Origin of the sequence: Paenibacillus sp. WLX1005 (genome assembly GCF_046603685.1) — a bacterium.
Classification (GTDB): domain Bacteria; phylum Bacillota; class Bacilli; order Paenibacillales; family Paenibacillaceae; genus Saccharibacillus.
Genome location: NZ_CP176756.1, coordinates 4,624,356 through 4,641,844 on the forward strand (window position 1 = coordinate 4,624,356; position 17,489 = coordinate 4,641,844).

Sequence of the window (17,489 nt, forward strand, 5' to 3'; positions counted from 1 at the left end):
CGGAATCAGGTATGGGGCAAGAGGAATCCATCGCAGGGATTGCCAATTGAGCGTTACGCATCATACCATTCCATTGCAAACGTTCCTTGTATGACAACGATGCTCCGTTACGACAACGATGTTCCGGCGTGTATTTGCCGTAAATCAGATGTAGCGTCAGAATCAGATGATAACAATAGCCAGTCTCGTGTAGGCGGATATGCCGCTTAGACGAGGCTGGCTATTTTACATGCAAATGAACCTGAGGTGATTATCCTCTCTTTGTCGTTGCGTCTGTTCCACCAAATGCGCGTTGCAGATCTTGCTCGCCCGTTGATAGCATTAAGGCTACGTCGTCCGGGTATTGGTCAGAATACATCACACGGATGATATGCCCTTGTTGTAGTTGTGAGAGATTACTTTCAAAAATATCTTTTTGCGTATGGATGGTGCGTGTCTCGCCGTTGGGTCTAGTTAGGCTCAGTGTGAATTGTAAGGAAAGCTTGCCATTATGAGTGTTGCCAAGGTGCACAACGTCCAGTACTTTGGCATACAGCTGTTCACCATGACGTGCAATCTCTATCGTTTCCGGGTCTACTCCTTGCCGAATCATCTGTTCATTGAGCAAGGACTGCATATCGTGCTGCGACACCTGACCATTGCGATCCAGACCGACCTGAGATGGATGCTTGGCAGAGACTAGTAGTGGAATGACACTACCCGGCTGGAATTGTGGCATAGCAGTTTGCGGGATGATGGCTTTGAACGATGCTGGGTAAGGCTCCTGTCCATGACGTGTGACCATCACTTCGATCAGTAACTGTGGTTGCTCGTTGATGTATGTGCCCGTTTGCTGAATGTGTCGGATCAGACCGACCGCCGGTTCACCTGATGTAACCGTGCGCAGACTGAATATAGTACTTAGAATAGGTGAGATACATACCAGCCCGAAGCCGGTATATAGTAATGGCTTATACCATGAAGTATGAATAACGGAGAACGCGTCTCCACCAGTGAAATTGGCATAGAGGGGTAGAAATAACACCGCCATCAAACATAGTATACCCGTTGTTGTCAGAATTTTAATCATCATTCATTCCTCATTTCACAGCAAAATTTATTCGTTATTCGTTATTCGTTATTCGTTATTCGTTATTCGTTGCAATGGAATATACCCGTAAGAGCATTCAGTCAAGTGGTCCCATATAGATAAATGAAGATGGATGCGCGGGGTGAGTGCCAAGCCCGATCACGTCGCCAGGACGCGGGATTTGCATCTTTGGTACGAGCGTCTCCATAGTATGGGAATAACGGTCACCACGATTCTCAACTACATTCAGCGACAAGACCACAATCGGATCAAAATTGACCAGTTTGCCCGTATCTGTGACAGATACGACGGTTGCCATTGCGGTTATTGCTACCTGACCGGATGATGCACGTTGTAGCTGCTTGGCGGCTTCGAGCCCAGCGTTCATATGCTGACGATGCTCCTGAGGAATCAGCCCTTTGATGAGCATACCGCTCAAGCCTTTGTTTAACGCCTGATCTGCCTGCTGCAATCGGTCGTTGGAATCAGCTTTCTTTTTGAAAAATTTCATCATCAATCATACTCTCCTTTAACGTTTAAATAGTATAACGTGGGTTGATGCGGGATGAATGGGCAAAGACCATATCAAGTGATTCACTCCTGCATTCCTATGGCTTACTTTTATTATAAAAAGGGCGATTGACTGCTACAATACGTTTGAGAACATACAAAAAAGCAGGCAAACTGCCTGCTTGAGTCACACAAAATGATAGGAATGTGAGGAGAATGGGTGCTTTTTTACAAATAAATACGGAGAATCCGTCGTTTATAGGAGCGTGGATTGCATTGATATTGCTTGTTTGGGCGAATCTAGCAGTGGTTGAGCAACATAATTTCACTTGATTGCATCCAATTCTCCACATTTCGTTCTCTCATATTCCATTCCTAAACATTCCATTCTCCATCATCAAGCGCGACGCAGTACATAGACTAGCTTGCGATAATAAAGTGCTGCATCCTTGTATCGTCGCTGCTCCTCCGCCACCGTCGCCAATCCTTCATACAGCACACTCAATCTCTCCTGCTGACGAATCTGTTCAAAATACGGCAAACATTGCAGTGCCTGCTCGGCAAACGACTCATTTTTCCCGGCGGATAGCGATAGCTGACTTTCATAAAAGCACAGCGACATCTGCTGATCGGCGGTTAATGTACACGCACGCAGCATCTCCAGTAGCTCCACCAGCTTACCCCAGCTCTGACGCGTCCAAGCGATATCGCAGCGATAGATCAGCAACGTCGGCTCCCACTGCTGCTGGACTTCTTGCGGCTGCATCTGCACGATACTTTGAAAGTTATCAATCTCCTGCTCTGCCTGCGACCATTCCCCACTGCGGGTGAGCATAATAATACGATTGTTCATAATGGCGCTTAGTGTATCGCTCTGCTGCTGTGTATGTACGAGATGCGCTTCCGCCATAGATAGGGCGGTCAACGCTTCCTGTGTCCACTCCATCGAAAAGCAATATCCGCTGTACAGCACATACAAACCGGATAACCGATGAAACATGCGTTGTTGGTAGATATGTGAGATGATCGTTTCAAAAGAAGCTTTGGCTTGTTCCAATTGCCGCGTATGTACATAAGCTTCAAGGCGAATCTGCTGTGCCGTCAACCATGTTTCGCTGCCATGTGCCAGCAATGGTAGCCACAATTCCGATTGGTGCAGCACGTCATGATATTGCCCGAGCGAACGGAAGTGCTGGATTTTATAAAAAAGCAATGCTTGACGTAGCGGTGTCGGCAATTGAATATGATCTTGCCGTCCGAAGTGCTCCAGATATACGTTCAAATAGGACTGATGTACATACCGATATGCATCCTGATCGTTTAACTGCTGATAGTAGGTCGCCTTCATGAGTGCGGTTGTCAACTCCACGGTCAGCGCTGGATGCCGATCCGGCAGATCATTCACGCTCTGCTCCGAAATGGATGAAGCCTGTGCCGACAACATGTCCACAATTCGCTGTGCTTCTCGTAAAATATGCTCCTCAGTATTGTCCGTCTGTGTAATATAGTCCGTCTCTACGCCAAGCCGCTGTGCCACAGCTTCTGCCAGATCATCCGGTAACGGATAACGCCCCGCCAAAATATTGGAAAAGTGCGCCTGTGTCACCAAGCCGTCGGTTAGCTCCTTGCGGGACAATTGCTTCTTATCGCAGAGGTATTGTATTCGTTCTTTTAGCATACAGATTGCTCCTTCCGGCATCGCTTGCGTATTCTCTCCTGTGTGCATATGTTGATCCGATCTCTACATTGATGAACAGCCACTCTATATTTCAGTAGGATCATACGTAGCTCGTATACACACAGGAGATTTTCAATCCCATTATAGGCAAATGCACACAGCAACTCAAACGATGCGGAATAACCTTCAACCTAAATGTTCCATGATCACTTTTTTCAAATGCTGTGCTGCGGTTGAAGGCTCGTCAGACGCAGCAATGGCGGAGATGACCGCGACACCATCGGCACCGTCGATTAATACCGGCGCAGCATTATGTTCGTGAATGCCGCCGATGCCGACCAGTGGGATAGTCAGTCCAGAGTGGCGTAATTGCTGGATAACTTCTGTGCCGCGTACTGGCTCTGCATCGTCTTTGGATGTGGTGGGATAGATCGGACCGATGCCCAGATAGTCTGCTCCGGCGGCGATGGCGCGGCTGGCTTCAACCAGTGAATGGGACGATACGCCGACAATTTTGTCAGGACCGAGGCGCTCACGTATCCATTCTGCCGGGGCGTCGTCCTGTCCGACATGCAGCCCATCCGCATCCAGCTCCAATGCCAGCTCCAGATCGTCATTCACGATAAACGGCACCTGCTGCTTCCGGCAAATATCCTGCAAACGCCGTGCCAGCTCCACATATGCTGAGCCGTGCAGCGCTTGTATGCCCTTTTCCCGGTATTGAAATAGCGTAACGCCACCGGCAATCGCCTGCTCCAGCACTTGCTCTGGCGTATGCTTGCAATTCACACTGCCCATGACGAGATAAAGGGGCAAGCGTTCACGTATCCATTGTATGCGTGTTGTCGTACCGCTGGATGGTAGATGATTCATCGTACAGCACCCCTTTTTCGATAGGCAAAATGATTGGTCGGTCCGTGTACAGAGCCGATGCCCAATCCGTCTTCGATCGCTGCATGCACGAATGCTTTGGCGGTTTGTACTGCTTCCAGCAATCCGCTGCCTTTGGCTAATTCGGCGGTCATAGCTGCTGAATAGGTACAGCCCGTGCCGTGCGTATGCGGAGTGTCTACACGCGGACGCTCTACATAATGAAATTGCGTACCGTCGAACAGTACATCGACTGCTTGCGTGGTGGATGTATCATGCCCGCCTTTGATAACAGCGGCACGAGCGCCCATCTGAACAAGTTGCCGCGCCGCCTGTTCGCGTTCGCTTAGTGTGCGGATGGTGTTACCCGTTAAGAGTTCCGCTTCCGGTACATTGGGCGTGATGACTGCCGCTAGCGGCAATAGCTCCTGAATGAGCGCTTGCATCGCCTGTTGTTGCAGCAGTACGGAGCCGCCTTTTGCCACCATCACGGGATCGATCACCAGCTTGCTCCACTCATACTGTCGCACGGCTGTTGCCACTTCGCGAATAATGTCAGCGCTGAATAACATGCCGGTCTTCACCGCATCCGGCTGTAGATCGTCGCCGATGGAATGCAGCTGCGTGACTACACCTTGCTGCTCAACAGGATATACGCCCTGTACGCCAGCAGTATTTTGCGCGGTAACAGCGGTCACTACGGACATACCGTATATCCCTAGCTCCTGAAATGTTTTCAGATCTGCCTGAATGCCTGCACCGCCGCCGCTATCCGAGCCAGCAATCGTTAATGCCTGATGAATACGCATCGTACAATCTCTCCTTTCTGTTCAAGATAGATGATGATCTGGCTGATGAATGTCCAATTTCTGAGTCATACGCCCCCGCTGCTGTACTTGCTCCGGCGTAACCGTACCTAGCATATTCAACAGCTCGATCTGAAAACTACCTGTTCCATGCTGCCCGGCACGTTCCGCCGCCAGCTCCGCAGCTACTCCGTAAAAGATCAACGCCTCTACCGACGACTGCAACAATTGCGCTCGGCTTCCATCCGTAACCGCAGCAAATGCAGCGACAACCGAGCTAAGTAGACAACCTGCTCCTGTGACCTGTGTGAGCAGAGGATGACCGTTGGCGATCCCATGCACTTGTTCCCCATCTGTCACCAGATCCTCAGCACCTGTAATGACTACGATGCAATGCAACTGACGCGCCGCTCGAATTGCCAGTTGTACGCGGTCGCCATCTCCGCCACCTGCATCGACGCCTTTGATCTGCCACGCTTCCCCAATGACGTTGGCAACTTCCGCCACATTGCCGCGCACAATATCGACACGTACTTCTTCCGTAATTTGCTGAGCAGAAGCGGTACGGTAGGGCGTCGCTCCGGCACCTACCGGATCGAATACTACTGGTACACTGGCATGATTCGCCGCTTTGCCTGCTAACAAAATCGACTGCACGACATACGGATCAAGCGTACCGATATTGAGCATGACGGCTCCTGCCATCGCTGCTACATCCTCTACTTCCTCATGTGCAAATGCCATAAATGGCGAGGCGCCCAGCGCCAGCAATCCATTGGCAGTAAAATTCGTAACGACAACATTGGTAATATTGTGAACAAGCGGTTGACGCTCCCGTACCGTTCGCAAAAAAGACATTCTATTTCCTCCTTCAGATGTTTTACAATACAAACAAACGCAAAAAGACCCACCGTTCTCCCGTAAGAGACAGGTGGGTCGTATCCTTTCACTAGAAACCGCCATATCATGATCACAATGGCTGTCTGTTGCATGAACGAATCGATGTTCCACTTCCCTCCGCTGGTATCATCCAGATCAGGTTCCAAGGGTCCGGAACAATATTCCGTCTCAGCCGTCAGGCTCCCCTAGTGAAATGCGTATAACCTATGCAGTTTGATTGTGTCTATGCTAGTTGTTGCACGTTTACCATATCACGCTCATGATCATTTGGCAAAAAAGGAATTGAGTACGATACTCAGATCATCCAGTGCTGCCACTGTGTCTGTGCCGCTTCGCGCTCGGCAAGCCATTGGCGCGTATGATCCAGCAGTTCGCGGCGATGTGGACCGGATGAGTACGTATGATCTGCCTGAAAAATAATCTGCTTATCACAGCGACCTTCCGTCCGTGTCCAGAATTCCTTTTGGTATAGGAACGAATAGTCGACCGGAATCACATCGTCTCCTGTGCCATGCACGACCAGCACATCGCCAGTAAACCGGCGTGCTTCTTGGAACGGTTGGAAGTTGCCCAACGATTCAAAATAAGCCGGCGTGAACGTATAACTCTGATGATCTGCTTCCCCTTGAATGACCGCCTGCTCATACGTTTCGCGACCGACGATTTTGACAATATCGTTAAATGGATGACCGACCGCCGACCAGAGCACCAAATGATTCACGCGGCGATCCCGCACCGCAGTCAGCAGCGCTACCGCACCACCCAGACTGTGACCGAGCAATGTTACACGCGTTGGATCAATATCATTGCAGTTGACGACATAATCCAATACGGTACGCGTCTGCTCAACCATGGACTCAATGCCCTGTTGACCATATTGACCACCACTCTCACCGCAACCCGCATAGTCAAAACGAACAACCATGTATCCGTCTGCTGCCAGTTCGCGCGCACTGCTGACAAACAGGCGATCTGTACCGATCCGATTGCCGATAAACCCGTGGCAGATCACGACCAGCGGTGTTCGCCCTTTACCCTTGCCTTCCGACTTGTGCTCCTGCGCCGGGTAATGAATACTGGCTGCCAGATCTACATCATGATGACGAATCGTAATATTCCGTTCCATGGTAATTCCTCCTTGTCTGTATGGTTGCTGCATGAGGCATGGCTTCATCAGCGCTCCGATATCCATTTCCTCTATTGTTCTATCTGTCCATCTACATGTCAGCTACACAACGCAAAGTGCAAACTAAATGGACAATTTCATTTAAAATTAAATAATTCCGATATGTTTAGTAAGTTTTATTTATATTCCTATAATATCATTTTGCCGAGTGAATTGTCAATCTCGCGAAAGTGTGGCAAAATAGTGGTTTCCGGGTTGATCGGTACATGCGTGCAAGTACGATTGCAAGCGCTATATGTATCAGATGCAGAGCGCCCTGCGCAGGGCATCATAACCTGCGACATATCCCGTGTATTCCGGGTAATAGGGAATATACATATCCTGCATATCAGGTATGATCCGCATGTTCGTCCGTAGCATTCAATGTCAGACGACAGGCGGTTTAACTATCATAAAATTCTAATGAGAAATGGAGGAACAGCTATGAGTACAGTGCGTCATTTGGTCAAAGACATCAATGTGATCCGGGATCAGCTCAATACGGAAAATCTGAACTATTATGATGATGTGATCGTCTATGTTCGAGATGCACGAATCGAGCGCCAATCCGGCGAAGAATTGCTGCTGGAAATGGGACAGCATCTACTGGATGCACAGAAACGGAAGCAGAGCGCCTTACAGCTGTTCGGCAAAGACTCCGACACGTATGCCACTCAGCTGATAGAGAATTTGCCGGAGCGCCGGCAACTCAGCAAACCGATGTATTATATTATGATCGTCTGGATCGCGCTTACGTGGGTATTTCTACTGCAAGCACTTGCCGGCTTTTTCAAAATCAACGTCAGTGGCACGGGTGTCGTCGGCGAGATCAGTCTATCGACGCTTGTACTGGTTGCCGCTGGTGCGATTGTGCTGGTGGAGCTGGTCACGCGTGTAGCGAATCAGCCAGTAGAAAAGAGTGATCTGGATCGTCCGCGTATGCAGATCAACGCGCGTTCTGTATTGACGTATGTGGTCATTCTGGTCGCTATTATCGTGGTCGGCAACTATTTGCGTAATGTGATGCCAGTCGTGGTCATTTCGCCCTGGATTAGCCTGATCCTGTGTATTATCGGTATTCTAGGTCAAAAGTTTATTTTTATGCGCCGCTAACGAATGATCTCTTCCATACTACGAATGATGAAAAGGCACGCTGTCGCTAGATTGTGACAGCGTGCCCTTTTTGATTATGTGCGTGCACGTGCAGGACGGAACTCGCGCCATAACAAATATAGAAAATACGGCGCTCCGATCACCGCCGTTACTAGCCCTGCCGGAAATTCTACCGGTGGTGCCAGAATACGCCCGATCATATCGGCAAGCAGCACAAGCGCTGCACCAACTAGTGCCGTAACTGGAATCAATATGCGGTGTCCCCGGCTGACTAGTCGCCGTGCCATATGTGGACTGACCAGCCCAGCGAATCCGATCATGCCCGCCGCTGCGACCGAACCGCCAGCCAGCGCAATTGCGAATCCGAACAACAATAATCGCACCGGCTCCAAACGCAAACCAAGCCCGCGCGACGTCTCATCCCCTAGCGCCAGTATATCCAGCCGCCGCGCCAGTACCCATGTTACTGGCAACGCTAGCCCGATAATAGGTAGCGACTGTATCACCTGATCCCAAGTGCGCCCCCATAGCGATCCATTTAACCATAACAGCACGGTACTAGCATTTGCCGCAAACCGAGTCACGAGCAGTTGAACAAGTGTACTGCCGCACGCGCTAACCGCAATGCCGACTAACGCCAATCGTACGGGATCAATACCACCGCTATACGACAATCCGTACACTAACATTCCACCGACGAACCCACCAATGAGCGCCGCCAGTGGTGTCACCCATACAGGCTGACCGGGCGGCAATATTAGCACAGTCAGCACCGCACCTAGCGAAGCTCCGGCAGAGATGCCGAGCGTATCCGGTGCTGCAAGCGGATTGCGTAGTAACGCCTGTGTGATCAAGCCCGATACTGCCAATCCGCTGCCAACTAGAATCGCGACGACAATTCGTGGCAAACGGTAATGTAGCACAATATACCTTTGATCCGAATCGCTTCGCCCTGTCAAAGCTTGCAGTATATCCAGCCAGCCGATTGATACCGCCCCTACCTTGATGCTCAGCAGACTTAGTAGCAGAACGAGCAGCGACAACATCGTCAATACCATCACATTACGCTTCATGCCTGCCTCCTGCTCTGGCGCCGTGCCAAATAAACAAAATACGGTGCTCCGATCAATGCGGTCACGATACCAACCGGTGTTTCCGCCGGAAAATTCACAAAGCGCGAGCACACATCTGCCATCGTTAACAGAATGGCGCCAAGCAATGCACTAAGCGGCAATAGACGGCGATAGTCCGTTCCTAACAAATAGCGCGCGATATGCGGTACGATCAAGCCAACAAACCCAATCGGTCCCACAACAGCTACCGCCGAACCTGCCAACAGTACAACAATCAGCGTCCCGATCAACCGCACTGTCCAGATTCGTTGTCCAAGTCCACGCGCCATCTCCTCACCGAGACTGATCAGGGATAACGAACGTCCCAGAAACATCGCTGCCAATAAGCCGATCCCACAGCAGATGGACAGCACATACACCTCATCCCACTGCACCCCCGCCGCCGAACCTGCTAGCCAGAATAATAGACGCGATGCTGATTCTTCGTTGAAGATCAACAGCCCTTGTGTAAATGAAGATAGCAGCGCCTGAATCACTACACCGATCAGCGCCATGCGAATATCAGCACGTCCGCCGCGAATCGCAGCACTCATGCCTACGATCAGCAACACAGTCAGTAATCCACCTGCGAATCCCGCCGCTGATAATCCCAATCCATTGATTGCTGGAAAATGGATCGTACAGAGTACAATTACAAACGACGCACCTGCATGAATACCGAATACACTTGGTGATGCCAGCGGATTACGCGTGAGTGCCTGCATGATGCACCCTGCCACGCCAAGCGCTGCCCCAATGAGCAGCACCGTCAACATACGCGGTACACGTAAAATATGCAGCACAACATGGTCTTTGATCGTTTCCGAATTATTCAACACATATCCGGCAATGCTTGACCAGCCAATCCATGCTGGTCCGATCATCAATGACAATAGGGCAAATATGAACAGCAGCACTCCCGCCGCTGCAAAGCAAAACAATGGCAAGCTGTAGATGCCTGTCCGTTTTGCCTGACTGTCGGTACGATTGCTGCTGCTCATCATGTATAGCTCCTGTTCATTTTAGAAATAACCTGCTGCTTCGTCCATAATGTTGTTCAGTGCAGGCAGACTGCGCTGTCTCGACCATGTTGCCAGCTCCACCTCGTGTGCTTGACCATGTTGTACCGCTTGTAACTGATTCCAGAGCGGATTATCCTTTTGCGCGTCCAATACGGAATCGTTATCTTCATTGATTAAAATAAGCAAATGCTGCGGATCTATCGCCATCAGCTGTTCGGTCGTCATCAACTGGCTAACTTCCGCATCGTCTTTGAGTGCATAATCCAGTCCGGCTGCTGCCAAGAATGAACCGTGAAACGAAGACGTCGTTCGTACTTGGAACGAATTGCTCTCCTCTTCATCCGGTGCGATGATCAGCACGGATTGTCCTTGCTGCACCGCTTGGCGTAGCGTATCCATTTGCTGCTTGTGGTCGTTCAACAGTGTCTGCACATCCTGCTCCTTGCCGAGTGCGAGTCCGATTTGTTCAGTGGACTGTACAATCTCGTCGTAATTAGCAGTGTCATTTTTGAAAACGATCGTCGGTGCAATCTTAGACAACTGATCATATACATTGGTGTGACGGCTTGTATCGGCGATGATCAGATCAGGCTTGAGCGTACGAATCACTTCCAGATTCGGCTCAGAGCGCGTACCTACCGAGGTGTAGCCCTCAATATAAGAAAGGGTATCCTGTGGGAAACGCTCCGGTTTGTTATCGTCCGCTACACCGACAGGCTTGACCTTTAATGCGGCAACCGTCTGGGTAAAACCTTGCTCCAGTACGACGATGCGCTCTGGGTTTTCTTTGACATCGGTGGAACCGAGATCGTGCTGAATTGTGCGCATACCGTTCTCGGCTGTCGCTGTTGCACGTTGTGCCGACTCATTGCCGCTAACGGCACTGCCGGTTGTATTCGGAGCCGCGGATGAACAGGCACCCAGCAACAGACTGAAGCTGAGTAGCAGCATCCATACGGCAGAACGCCGCGAATAGTTATACATCATGTGAGAACCTCCACTGCTTTTTTCTTTTTGAGAATTATTATCAATATAGACATCATTCCCAATCGCAGCAATGGAGAAATCAGACTTACCAGATGGCATATTCGGACGACGCTGCTGCTGACGGTATAACACAGGCGCTAGCCCGCTGTACTTTTTGAACATTCGGCTAAAATGATACACATCATCGTACCCGACACTACGTGCAATCTCCTGTACACTGAGTCGGCTTACTGTCAGCAATTCACAAGCACGCTCCATCCGCAAATGCAGTAAATACGACGATGGACTTTGCCCAATGCCTTGCTTGCGAAATAGACGCGATAGATGACGCGTACTGCATCCGAGACAATCCGCCAGTTCATCCATCGTACATGGCTCTGTATAATGCTCTTCCATATAACGCATCGCCTGTGCAACGGGATCAAGCATATGCTGCTGGTCTTCGTTGCCAAGCTGATGCAGAATCTCGTACATCATTTGCCCGAATAGCGCGTGCACCCGATAGAGATGCAGTGCATCACCAGTACGCAGACTATCGTACATATGCAGGATGCGATCTCGCATTACCAGCGGCTGCTCTGGTTGCAAATGATACCGTGTGCGCAGTAGCGTCAGATCGTCAGGCAACGCTTGCCCCTCTCCCCACTCCCCGTCCGGTCGGTAAAAGATCAAGTAACACGCTATGCCCTCTTCGCCCGCTCCCGGTCTCAGACTCAGCTTCATCCCTTTCCCAGCGTGCAGCAGATGAAACGGCTCAATCCGGCAAACATAATCATCCAGCACCAGTTGACCACTGCCACCGGTTACATAAATGTATCCATGGAGCGGCATCTCATACTTCGATAGCCGCTTGTTCTGTTCCAGCACTGTATATTCTATATGATCCACGCGCATGGAAATCTGATTCCACAGCGCGGTGTAACGCGCAATATCCATCCTCATCACCCCTGTTACCGCAGTCCAAATATCGATCATGCAGGCTACAACACTGCAATCTATCTCTCTTTATTCTAATGATAACCATTCTCAATAACAATGGAAAAGAATAGGAAGTACCGTACCAATTGTCCATATAGCGCAACCTGTTCCTCGATGTACTCGTCAATACAGGTGAAGGATCTTGTCCATGATGTCGCCAATTTCATGCAGTAGGCGAGCCTTTTTTGCTTGGACGTATGATTCAGGCAGCGCCGTTTTCATCATTCGGTGTCAATTTTGTTCCATTCATCGACCGGGAATATGGTTATATAACGAGAGATAATCATGTGAGTTGAATACGCTGTTCGCTGCCGCAAATCACAACCATCAAAGGAGCTGTCATTATGAAAAAAGCAAGTCTTTTGCTGGCGAGCCTGATGCTGATCGCCATTTTGTCCGCCTGTTCGGGTACATCGGAAGCACCTGGTACAACAACACCGGAAGCTACCGAAAATTCGGGCAACACCGCCCCTGAGACAGGCACGACCACCACACCAGAAAGCACGCCATCTGCTGAAGAAGCCAAAATCATCGCCAATAAGCAGCTGGTACTGAATATGTATAACGATATTTTAAACGGTCATCAATTGGACAAAGCCGACCAGTATCTGGCGGAAGATTATATTCAGCATAATCCGTACGCCGCTACTGGACGTGAAGGCTTCGTATCGTTCTTTACGCCATTTATCAAAGAAAACCCGGATTACAAAGTCAATCTGCGCGGTATGATCGGTCAGGGCGATCTAGTCGCTGTGTTCACGACACCGGACACGTCCGCTTCGACTCCATCACCGGGTACGACTGAATCCAACGAATCGTCCAGCAACACGGAATCGGCAGCAAGCACCTCAGCTTCTACAGCTGTCGCACCGGGCGCTGTCGTAGACATTTACCGAATTGCCGATGGTAAAATCGCTGAACATTGGGACGTATCGCAGTCCGCTGGCAGCACTACCGATAACGCATCTCTGCAAAACCTGCTGCCTTCGGCATCAACCGAAGCCAAACTTGCCGACACAGATCGCGCAACGGTAGCTGCAAACGCCAGCTTCGTAAGCAACTTTGTTAACAGCTTCTTCAACGAACACAACACAGACATCGCCAACGAAGCCGTCAGCGAAAACGTCACGCAACACGGCTCCGATATCCAAAACGGTCGCAGCGCCCTGATCAGTCACTATCTGACGCAGTTCCGTTCCAACCCGAATAGCAAAGCAACCGTAAGCAACACGATTGCCGAAGGCGATCTCGTTCTCGTACACAGCCATATGCAAACTAGCGACACCGACCGCGGCAACTCTGTCATCAACATCTTCCGCGTCGATAATGGTCAAATCGCCGAAATGTGGACTCTGTCTCAACCTGTCCCAGAGAAATCCGCTAACGACAACACCATGTTCTAAATAAGCACAGGACACTACTTGAGGCATATGGTTGCATCTTCAGTCTATGCCTTTATATTGCAACACAACAATGCAAAACACCTGCTAGTTTTGAGGCAGGTGTTTTGCGTTGTTATTAGCTCAATCCCAACCATTGCACCAGCTCAAATCCCAATCCTGCCAAAATGATCGAACCTAGCAATCCTGCGACAAATGGACGTAGCCCCATCCGACGAAAAGTAGCCAAATGGACATTTAACCCCAATCCAGCCATAGCCATACCAATCAACAGATAAGCAATATCCACCATATGATCTGCCCAGGCTTCAGGCAAGATGCCTAGCGTATGCACCCCACTTGCCAGCAGAAATCCTACAATAAACCATGGAATCGGAATATCTCTCCAGCTCGCCTGTACTGCTTGTGCATTGACTTTGCGTTCTCTCGCATTCGTCCAAATTCCTATCAAAATCGCTACCGGCACTAGTAACGCTACACGTGTCAATTTTACGATGACTGCCAGATCGACCGATGCCTGTCCGGCAGGTGCCGCTGCTGCAATCACATGAGCAATCTCGTGCAGCGTCGCTCCGGCAAATATACCGTACCCATTAGCGCTCAACCCAAGCCATGGATATAATACAATGTACATCAATGTAAACAACGTACCTAGAATCGCTACTGTAGCAGCGCCAATTGCTGTCTCGTCATCCGTTGCCTTCATTTGGGGAGCAATCGCCACTACTGCCGCGGCTCCACAAATTGCCGTTCCGCAAGCGGTCAGCACGCCTAGCCGATGTTCTACTTTGAAGCAACGAGCAATGCCATAGACGACGGGAATCGTAACCGCAATATTGATAACTGCAATTACCAACACTTTCGGTCCGGCATGAACAATATCCAGCAGATTCAACCGCATCCCCAGCAAAATAATCCCATAACGCAACAATCGTTTGCTTGAAAAGGAAATGCCTTCATGCCATTGATTAGGAATTCCAATCGTACTTCTCCAGATCATACCGATCAAAATAGCAATAACCAGTTGTCCCATTACACTCAAAAAAGGAAAACCAGATATATATTTGGCGATGCCAGCAATGAGTAACGTAATGGCTATACCTAGAATCCATCCTTTATATTGACGCGGTTTCGTGAGATATTGTTCACTTGTATGCATCCTGTTCACTCCTATTCTCAACTTACAATCATGCCTCTGCTTATATTCACTATAAAAGGCACCAGTCAGAAAGAGAAATACGCATCTGCTATTTCAATGATAAGTAAAACTTATGATTACATTGCGATGTAGCACGAAGCGATGTACGATGAACAACATGAGATAACGTTAAGGAGTGATGGCATGATTGTCGAGACATTGCGTGTATTTGTTACCGTAGCTGAACAGTTAAACTTCTCACGGGCAGCAGAATTGCTGAATTTGTCGCAACCGGGTGTGAGTTTGCATATACGGAATTTGGAAAATGAATTCGGAGCAACACTCATGCACCGTTCTCCCAAAATGGTCAAACTCACTGAAGCGGGTGACATTTTATATCGTCGTGCCAAAGAGATTCTACTGCTTCATGAAGCTGCCAAGCAGGATATTATGCGACTGCATGATAAAGTGACCGGTTCCCTACACATCGGTGCAAGTTTTACGATTGGAGAGTATGTCTTGCCACGTATGTTGGCAACGTTTGCGATGAAATATCCGCAGGCAGATATCGAATTAACGATTGGCAATACAGCCGAAATTATTCAAGCGGTTCAGCATCAACGACTGGATCTAGGTCTGGTTGAAGGGGAAGTTTGGCTGTCTTCACTTCATATTCGCCCTTATGCAAAGGATGAGATGATCATTATAGCTGCTGCCAATCATCCACTAGCTGCGTTGCGCGTTGTGGACACCACTAATTTGAACAATCAAGTCTGGGTGTTGCGCGAGCCTGGATCAGGTACACGTGCTTTTAGCGATCGTCTTCTGGATACTACTGGTTGTACGCCGAAGAAAACGTATGTATTCAATAGCAGTCAAGGTGTCAAAGAAGCTGTTCTTGCCGGTTTGGGCATCTCCATGCTATCCAGATGTATTGTGCAAAAGGAGCTTGAACATGGAGAATTGGTAGAACTTGTAGTCAAAGGCATTCAGCAGGAACGGAACTTTTCTTTGATCACGTCTCCAGAAATGGCATCAACACGAGTTCATGAAGTATTCATCGAACAGTTATTTCCCTCATCATTATGATTCTTTAGTAACATAAAAAATGCTCCTTCTTTGTCCGATGTTATATATAGACAACCTTTAACAAAGGATCAACTCACACAAAAAGGAGCTTTCGAAGACATGCAACTGAGACGTATCCGTAATCTAATCATAGTCATGCTCTACATATCGATTGCCTTCGTCGTTGCCTTCTATGTGTTGAGCCTGAAATATCCTCACGCTTCGGCATTCTCGTATGAAACATGCCGGGCGACCTACGATATGCAGGACGACCTGTTCCAGACCTTGAACGGCGATGCACCGGAAGCGGATCAACATATCGCATCCGCCGCTGAACTTCCTGTCGTCAAATCCGTATCTAACGGCAAAGCGAGTCACGTCGCGGTGCTGATGTACCATTATGTCGTACCGGAAAAATACAATGTCGAACCGAACAATGCCCGGATTAATCTGGAAGCATTTGAACAGGGTATGAAATATTTACATGACGAAGGCTATCATACCGCCACACTCAAAGAATTGGAGCAATATGTACGCGGTGAAATCGAACTTCCAGAGAAGACGGTCGTGCTTACCTTTGACGATGGCTATCAGAATAACGTGATTTACGCTTATCCGGTTCTAAAAAAATACGGCTTCCACGCCAACATCTTTATCGTCGGTACCAAATTGACTGCCAAAACGCAAACATTCGTACCAACTGCCAAAACAACCATTTCCCGCGCCGAAATGAAAAAAACCGCAGACGTATTCGATTACCATAGTCATACGTATAATCTGCATTACAAAAGTCTCGTGCAATGCGCTGAATACTATGTGGCTGGCAAAGACGGCAATCGGTTCAACCACGATATTGATCTGATGAAAAGCAAAACCGGGATCGACACACCATATTTCGCCTATCCATATGGCGAATACAACCCACAAATGATCTACGACCTGAAAACACACGGGTATCGCATGGCATTCACCGTTCGCCCCGGCTACGTCCATCCCGGCGACGATCTGATGTATTTGCCAAGATTGAATGTCACCTCTACGACCACGGTCAAGCACTTACTGAGCTTGCCGGATGTGGATGATAAGAGTCTGGTTAAGAAGAAACAGTAAATATATATCCACCACGTCCCGACAGAAACGGTGCTGCTTCCAAGCATCGCTGTCGGGGCTTTTTTCGTATTCTGTATTTTGCAATTTCAGCGGGATTCACTCAAAATAGAAGGAAGCGGGTAATACGTTAATACATGCCACCGACACAGCCGACGAAAGTCTACAGGGACAAGCAGTTCTGCATCACATTGCTTATCGTCCTTGATGTCTCTGTTAATGGTCGGTACGCAACCATTGCCCAGGAGGATTTCCCATGACAATCGGCGAATGCCTGAATATGCTGCACGATAGTGTGATTCTAATCGATCTGACCCGTCCCGGTTATCCAACCTTGACGGTCAAACAATTGAAAAAGACGCTGCCGCTAGATGAGGACGGGTACGAAGTCCGTCTGCGCAGCTTTAATTTTGGTCGGACCCAGAAACGTTCCATCGCCAGAATCGACGGACCTAATTTGTGGAACGAAAGTTAACGCTGGTTTTTACACAGCGTTAACAATAACGGGCTATACTGGCTACATACGATGAAATGTTGCAGCATTCGACATTGCTGGTTCTCTGCTG

General features: G+C 49.1%; 16 protein-coding genes and 1 riboswitch. Of the genes, 5 read left to right on the forward strand and 11 right to left on the reverse strand.

Annotated elements, in window-relative coordinates:
• Positions 1–250: 250 nt before the first annotated feature.
• From ACE3MZ_RS19830 to ACE3MZ_RS19860, 7 genes are all read right to left on the reverse strand, one after another.
• Positions 251–1,072 (reverse strand): hypothetical protein, encoded by an 822-nt coding sequence (locus tag ACE3MZ_RS19830; protein WP_411343826.1) that lies wholly within the window; start codon positions 1,070–1,072, stop codon positions 251–253.
• A 94-nt stretch (positions 1,073–1,166) separates the two neighbouring features.
• On the reverse strand, positions 1,167–1,583 hold the full coding sequence (locus ACE3MZ_RS19835) for a hypothetical protein (RefSeq protein WP_411343827.1): 417 nt from the start codon (positions 1,581–1,583) through the stop codon (positions 1,167–1,169).
• 393 nt (positions 1,584–1,976) lie between these two features.
• The gene (locus ACE3MZ_RS19840; protein ID WP_411343828.1) at positions 1,977–3,257 is read right to left on the reverse strand and encodes a helix-turn-helix domain-containing protein; all 1,281 of its coding nucleotides are present in this window, start codon (positions 3,255–3,257) and stop codon (positions 1,977–1,979) included.
• A 186-nt stretch (positions 3,258–3,443) separates the two neighbouring features.
• A complete protein-coding gene (gene thiE, locus ACE3MZ_RS19845; RefSeq protein ID WP_411343829.1) occupies positions 3,444–4,130 on the reverse strand; it encodes a thiamine phosphate synthase in 687 nt (228 codons plus the stop codon).
• Positions 4,127–4,936: a bifunctional hydroxymethylpyrimidine kinase/phosphomethylpyrimidine kinase gene (thiD, locus tag ACE3MZ_RS19850; RefSeq protein WP_411343830.1), complete on the reverse strand. Its 810-nt coding sequence runs from the start codon at positions 4,934–4,936 to the stop codon at positions 4,127–4,129. Before thiD ends, thiE begins: the two co-directional genes overlap by 4 nt.
• Positions 4,937–4,957: 21 nt before the next feature.
• The gene (thiM, locus tag ACE3MZ_RS19855) at positions 4,958–5,791 is read right to left on the reverse strand and encodes a hydroxyethylthiazole kinase (RefSeq protein WP_411343831.1); all 834 of its coding nucleotides are present in this window, start codon (positions 5,789–5,791) and stop codon (positions 4,958–4,960) included.
• Positions 5,792–5,928: 137 nt separating this feature from the next.
• A riboswitch (TPP riboswitch) is annotated at positions 5,929–6,030 on the reverse strand.
• 98 nt (positions 6,031–6,128) lie between these two features.
• A complete protein-coding gene (locus ACE3MZ_RS19860) occupies positions 6,129–6,959 on the reverse strand; it encodes an alpha/beta hydrolase (protein ID WP_411343832.1) in 831 nt (276 codons plus the stop codon).
• A gap of 483 nt (positions 6,960–7,442) precedes the next feature.
• On the opposite strand from ACE3MZ_RS19860, the gene ACE3MZ_RS19865 reads away from it, so the two are divergent.
• On the forward strand, positions 7,443–8,111 hold the full coding sequence (locus ACE3MZ_RS19865; protein WP_411343833.1) for a DUF1129 family protein: 669 nt from the start codon (positions 7,443–7,445) through the stop codon (positions 8,109–8,111).
• A gap of 74 nt (positions 8,112–8,185) precedes the next feature.
• Here the strand turns inward: ACE3MZ_RS19865 and ACE3MZ_RS19870 are convergent, their stop codons facing one another.
• From ACE3MZ_RS19870 to ACE3MZ_RS19880, 3 genes are read right to left on the reverse strand one after another with little or no spacing between them, the layout of a single operon-like run.
• Positions 8,186–9,184 carry a FecCD family ABC transporter permease gene (locus ACE3MZ_RS19870; protein WP_411343834.1) on the reverse strand — a complete coding sequence of 333 codons (999 nt, stop codon included), beginning with the start codon at positions 9,182–9,184 and terminating at the stop codon, positions 8,186–8,188.
• Positions 9,181–10,227: a FecCD family ABC transporter permease gene (locus ACE3MZ_RS19875; protein WP_411343835.1), complete on the reverse strand. Its 1,047-nt coding sequence runs from the start codon at positions 10,225–10,227 to the stop codon at positions 9,181–9,183. Before ACE3MZ_RS19875 ends, ACE3MZ_RS19870 begins: the two co-directional genes overlap by 4 nt.
• An 18-nt stretch (positions 10,228–10,245) precedes the next feature.
• Positions 10,246–12,168 carry an ABC transporter substrate-binding protein gene (locus tag ACE3MZ_RS19880; RefSeq protein ID WP_411343836.1) on the reverse strand — a complete coding sequence of 641 codons (1,923 nt, stop codon included), beginning with the start codon at positions 12,166–12,168 and terminating at the stop codon, positions 10,246–10,248.
• A gap of 386 nt (positions 12,169–12,554) precedes the next feature.
• Between ACE3MZ_RS19880 and ACE3MZ_RS19885 the strand changes: the two genes are divergently transcribed.
• Positions 12,555–13,613, forward strand: a complete 1,059-nt coding sequence (locus ACE3MZ_RS19885) for an ester cyclase (RefSeq protein ID WP_411343837.1) — start codon at positions 12,555–12,557, stop codon at positions 13,611–13,613.
• A 115-nt stretch (positions 13,614–13,728) separates the two neighbouring features.
• Here the strand turns inward: ACE3MZ_RS19885 and ACE3MZ_RS19890 are convergent, their stop codons facing one another.
• A complete protein-coding gene (locus tag ACE3MZ_RS19890; RefSeq protein ID WP_411343838.1) occupies positions 13,729–14,769 on the reverse strand; it encodes a YeiH family protein in 1,041 nt (346 codons plus the stop codon).
• 183 nt (positions 14,770–14,952) lie between these two features.
• Here ACE3MZ_RS19890 and ACE3MZ_RS19895 point away from each other — a divergent pair, with 183 nt between their 5' ends.
• The 3 genes from ACE3MZ_RS19895 to ACE3MZ_RS19905 all read left to right on the forward strand — a co-directional run bounded on the left by ACE3MZ_RS19895 (position 14,953) and on the right by ACE3MZ_RS19905 (position 17,398).
• Positions 14,953–15,837: a LysR family transcriptional regulator gene (locus tag ACE3MZ_RS19895; protein WP_411343839.1), complete on the forward strand. Its 885-nt coding sequence runs from the start codon at positions 14,953–14,955 to the stop codon at positions 15,835–15,837.
• A 99-nt stretch (positions 15,838–15,936) separates the two neighbouring features.
• Entirely contained in the window at positions 15,937–16,926 is a 990-nt protein-coding gene (locus tag ACE3MZ_RS19900; RefSeq protein ID WP_411343840.1) for a polysaccharide deacetylase family protein, read from the forward strand.
• Between the two features lie 253 nt (positions 16,927–17,179).
• Positions 17,180–17,398 carry a hypothetical protein gene (locus ACE3MZ_RS19905; protein WP_411343841.1) on the forward strand — a complete coding sequence of 73 codons (219 nt, stop codon included), beginning with the start codon at positions 17,180–17,182 and terminating at the stop codon, positions 17,396–17,398.
• Positions 17,399–17,489 lie beyond the last annotated feature (91 nt).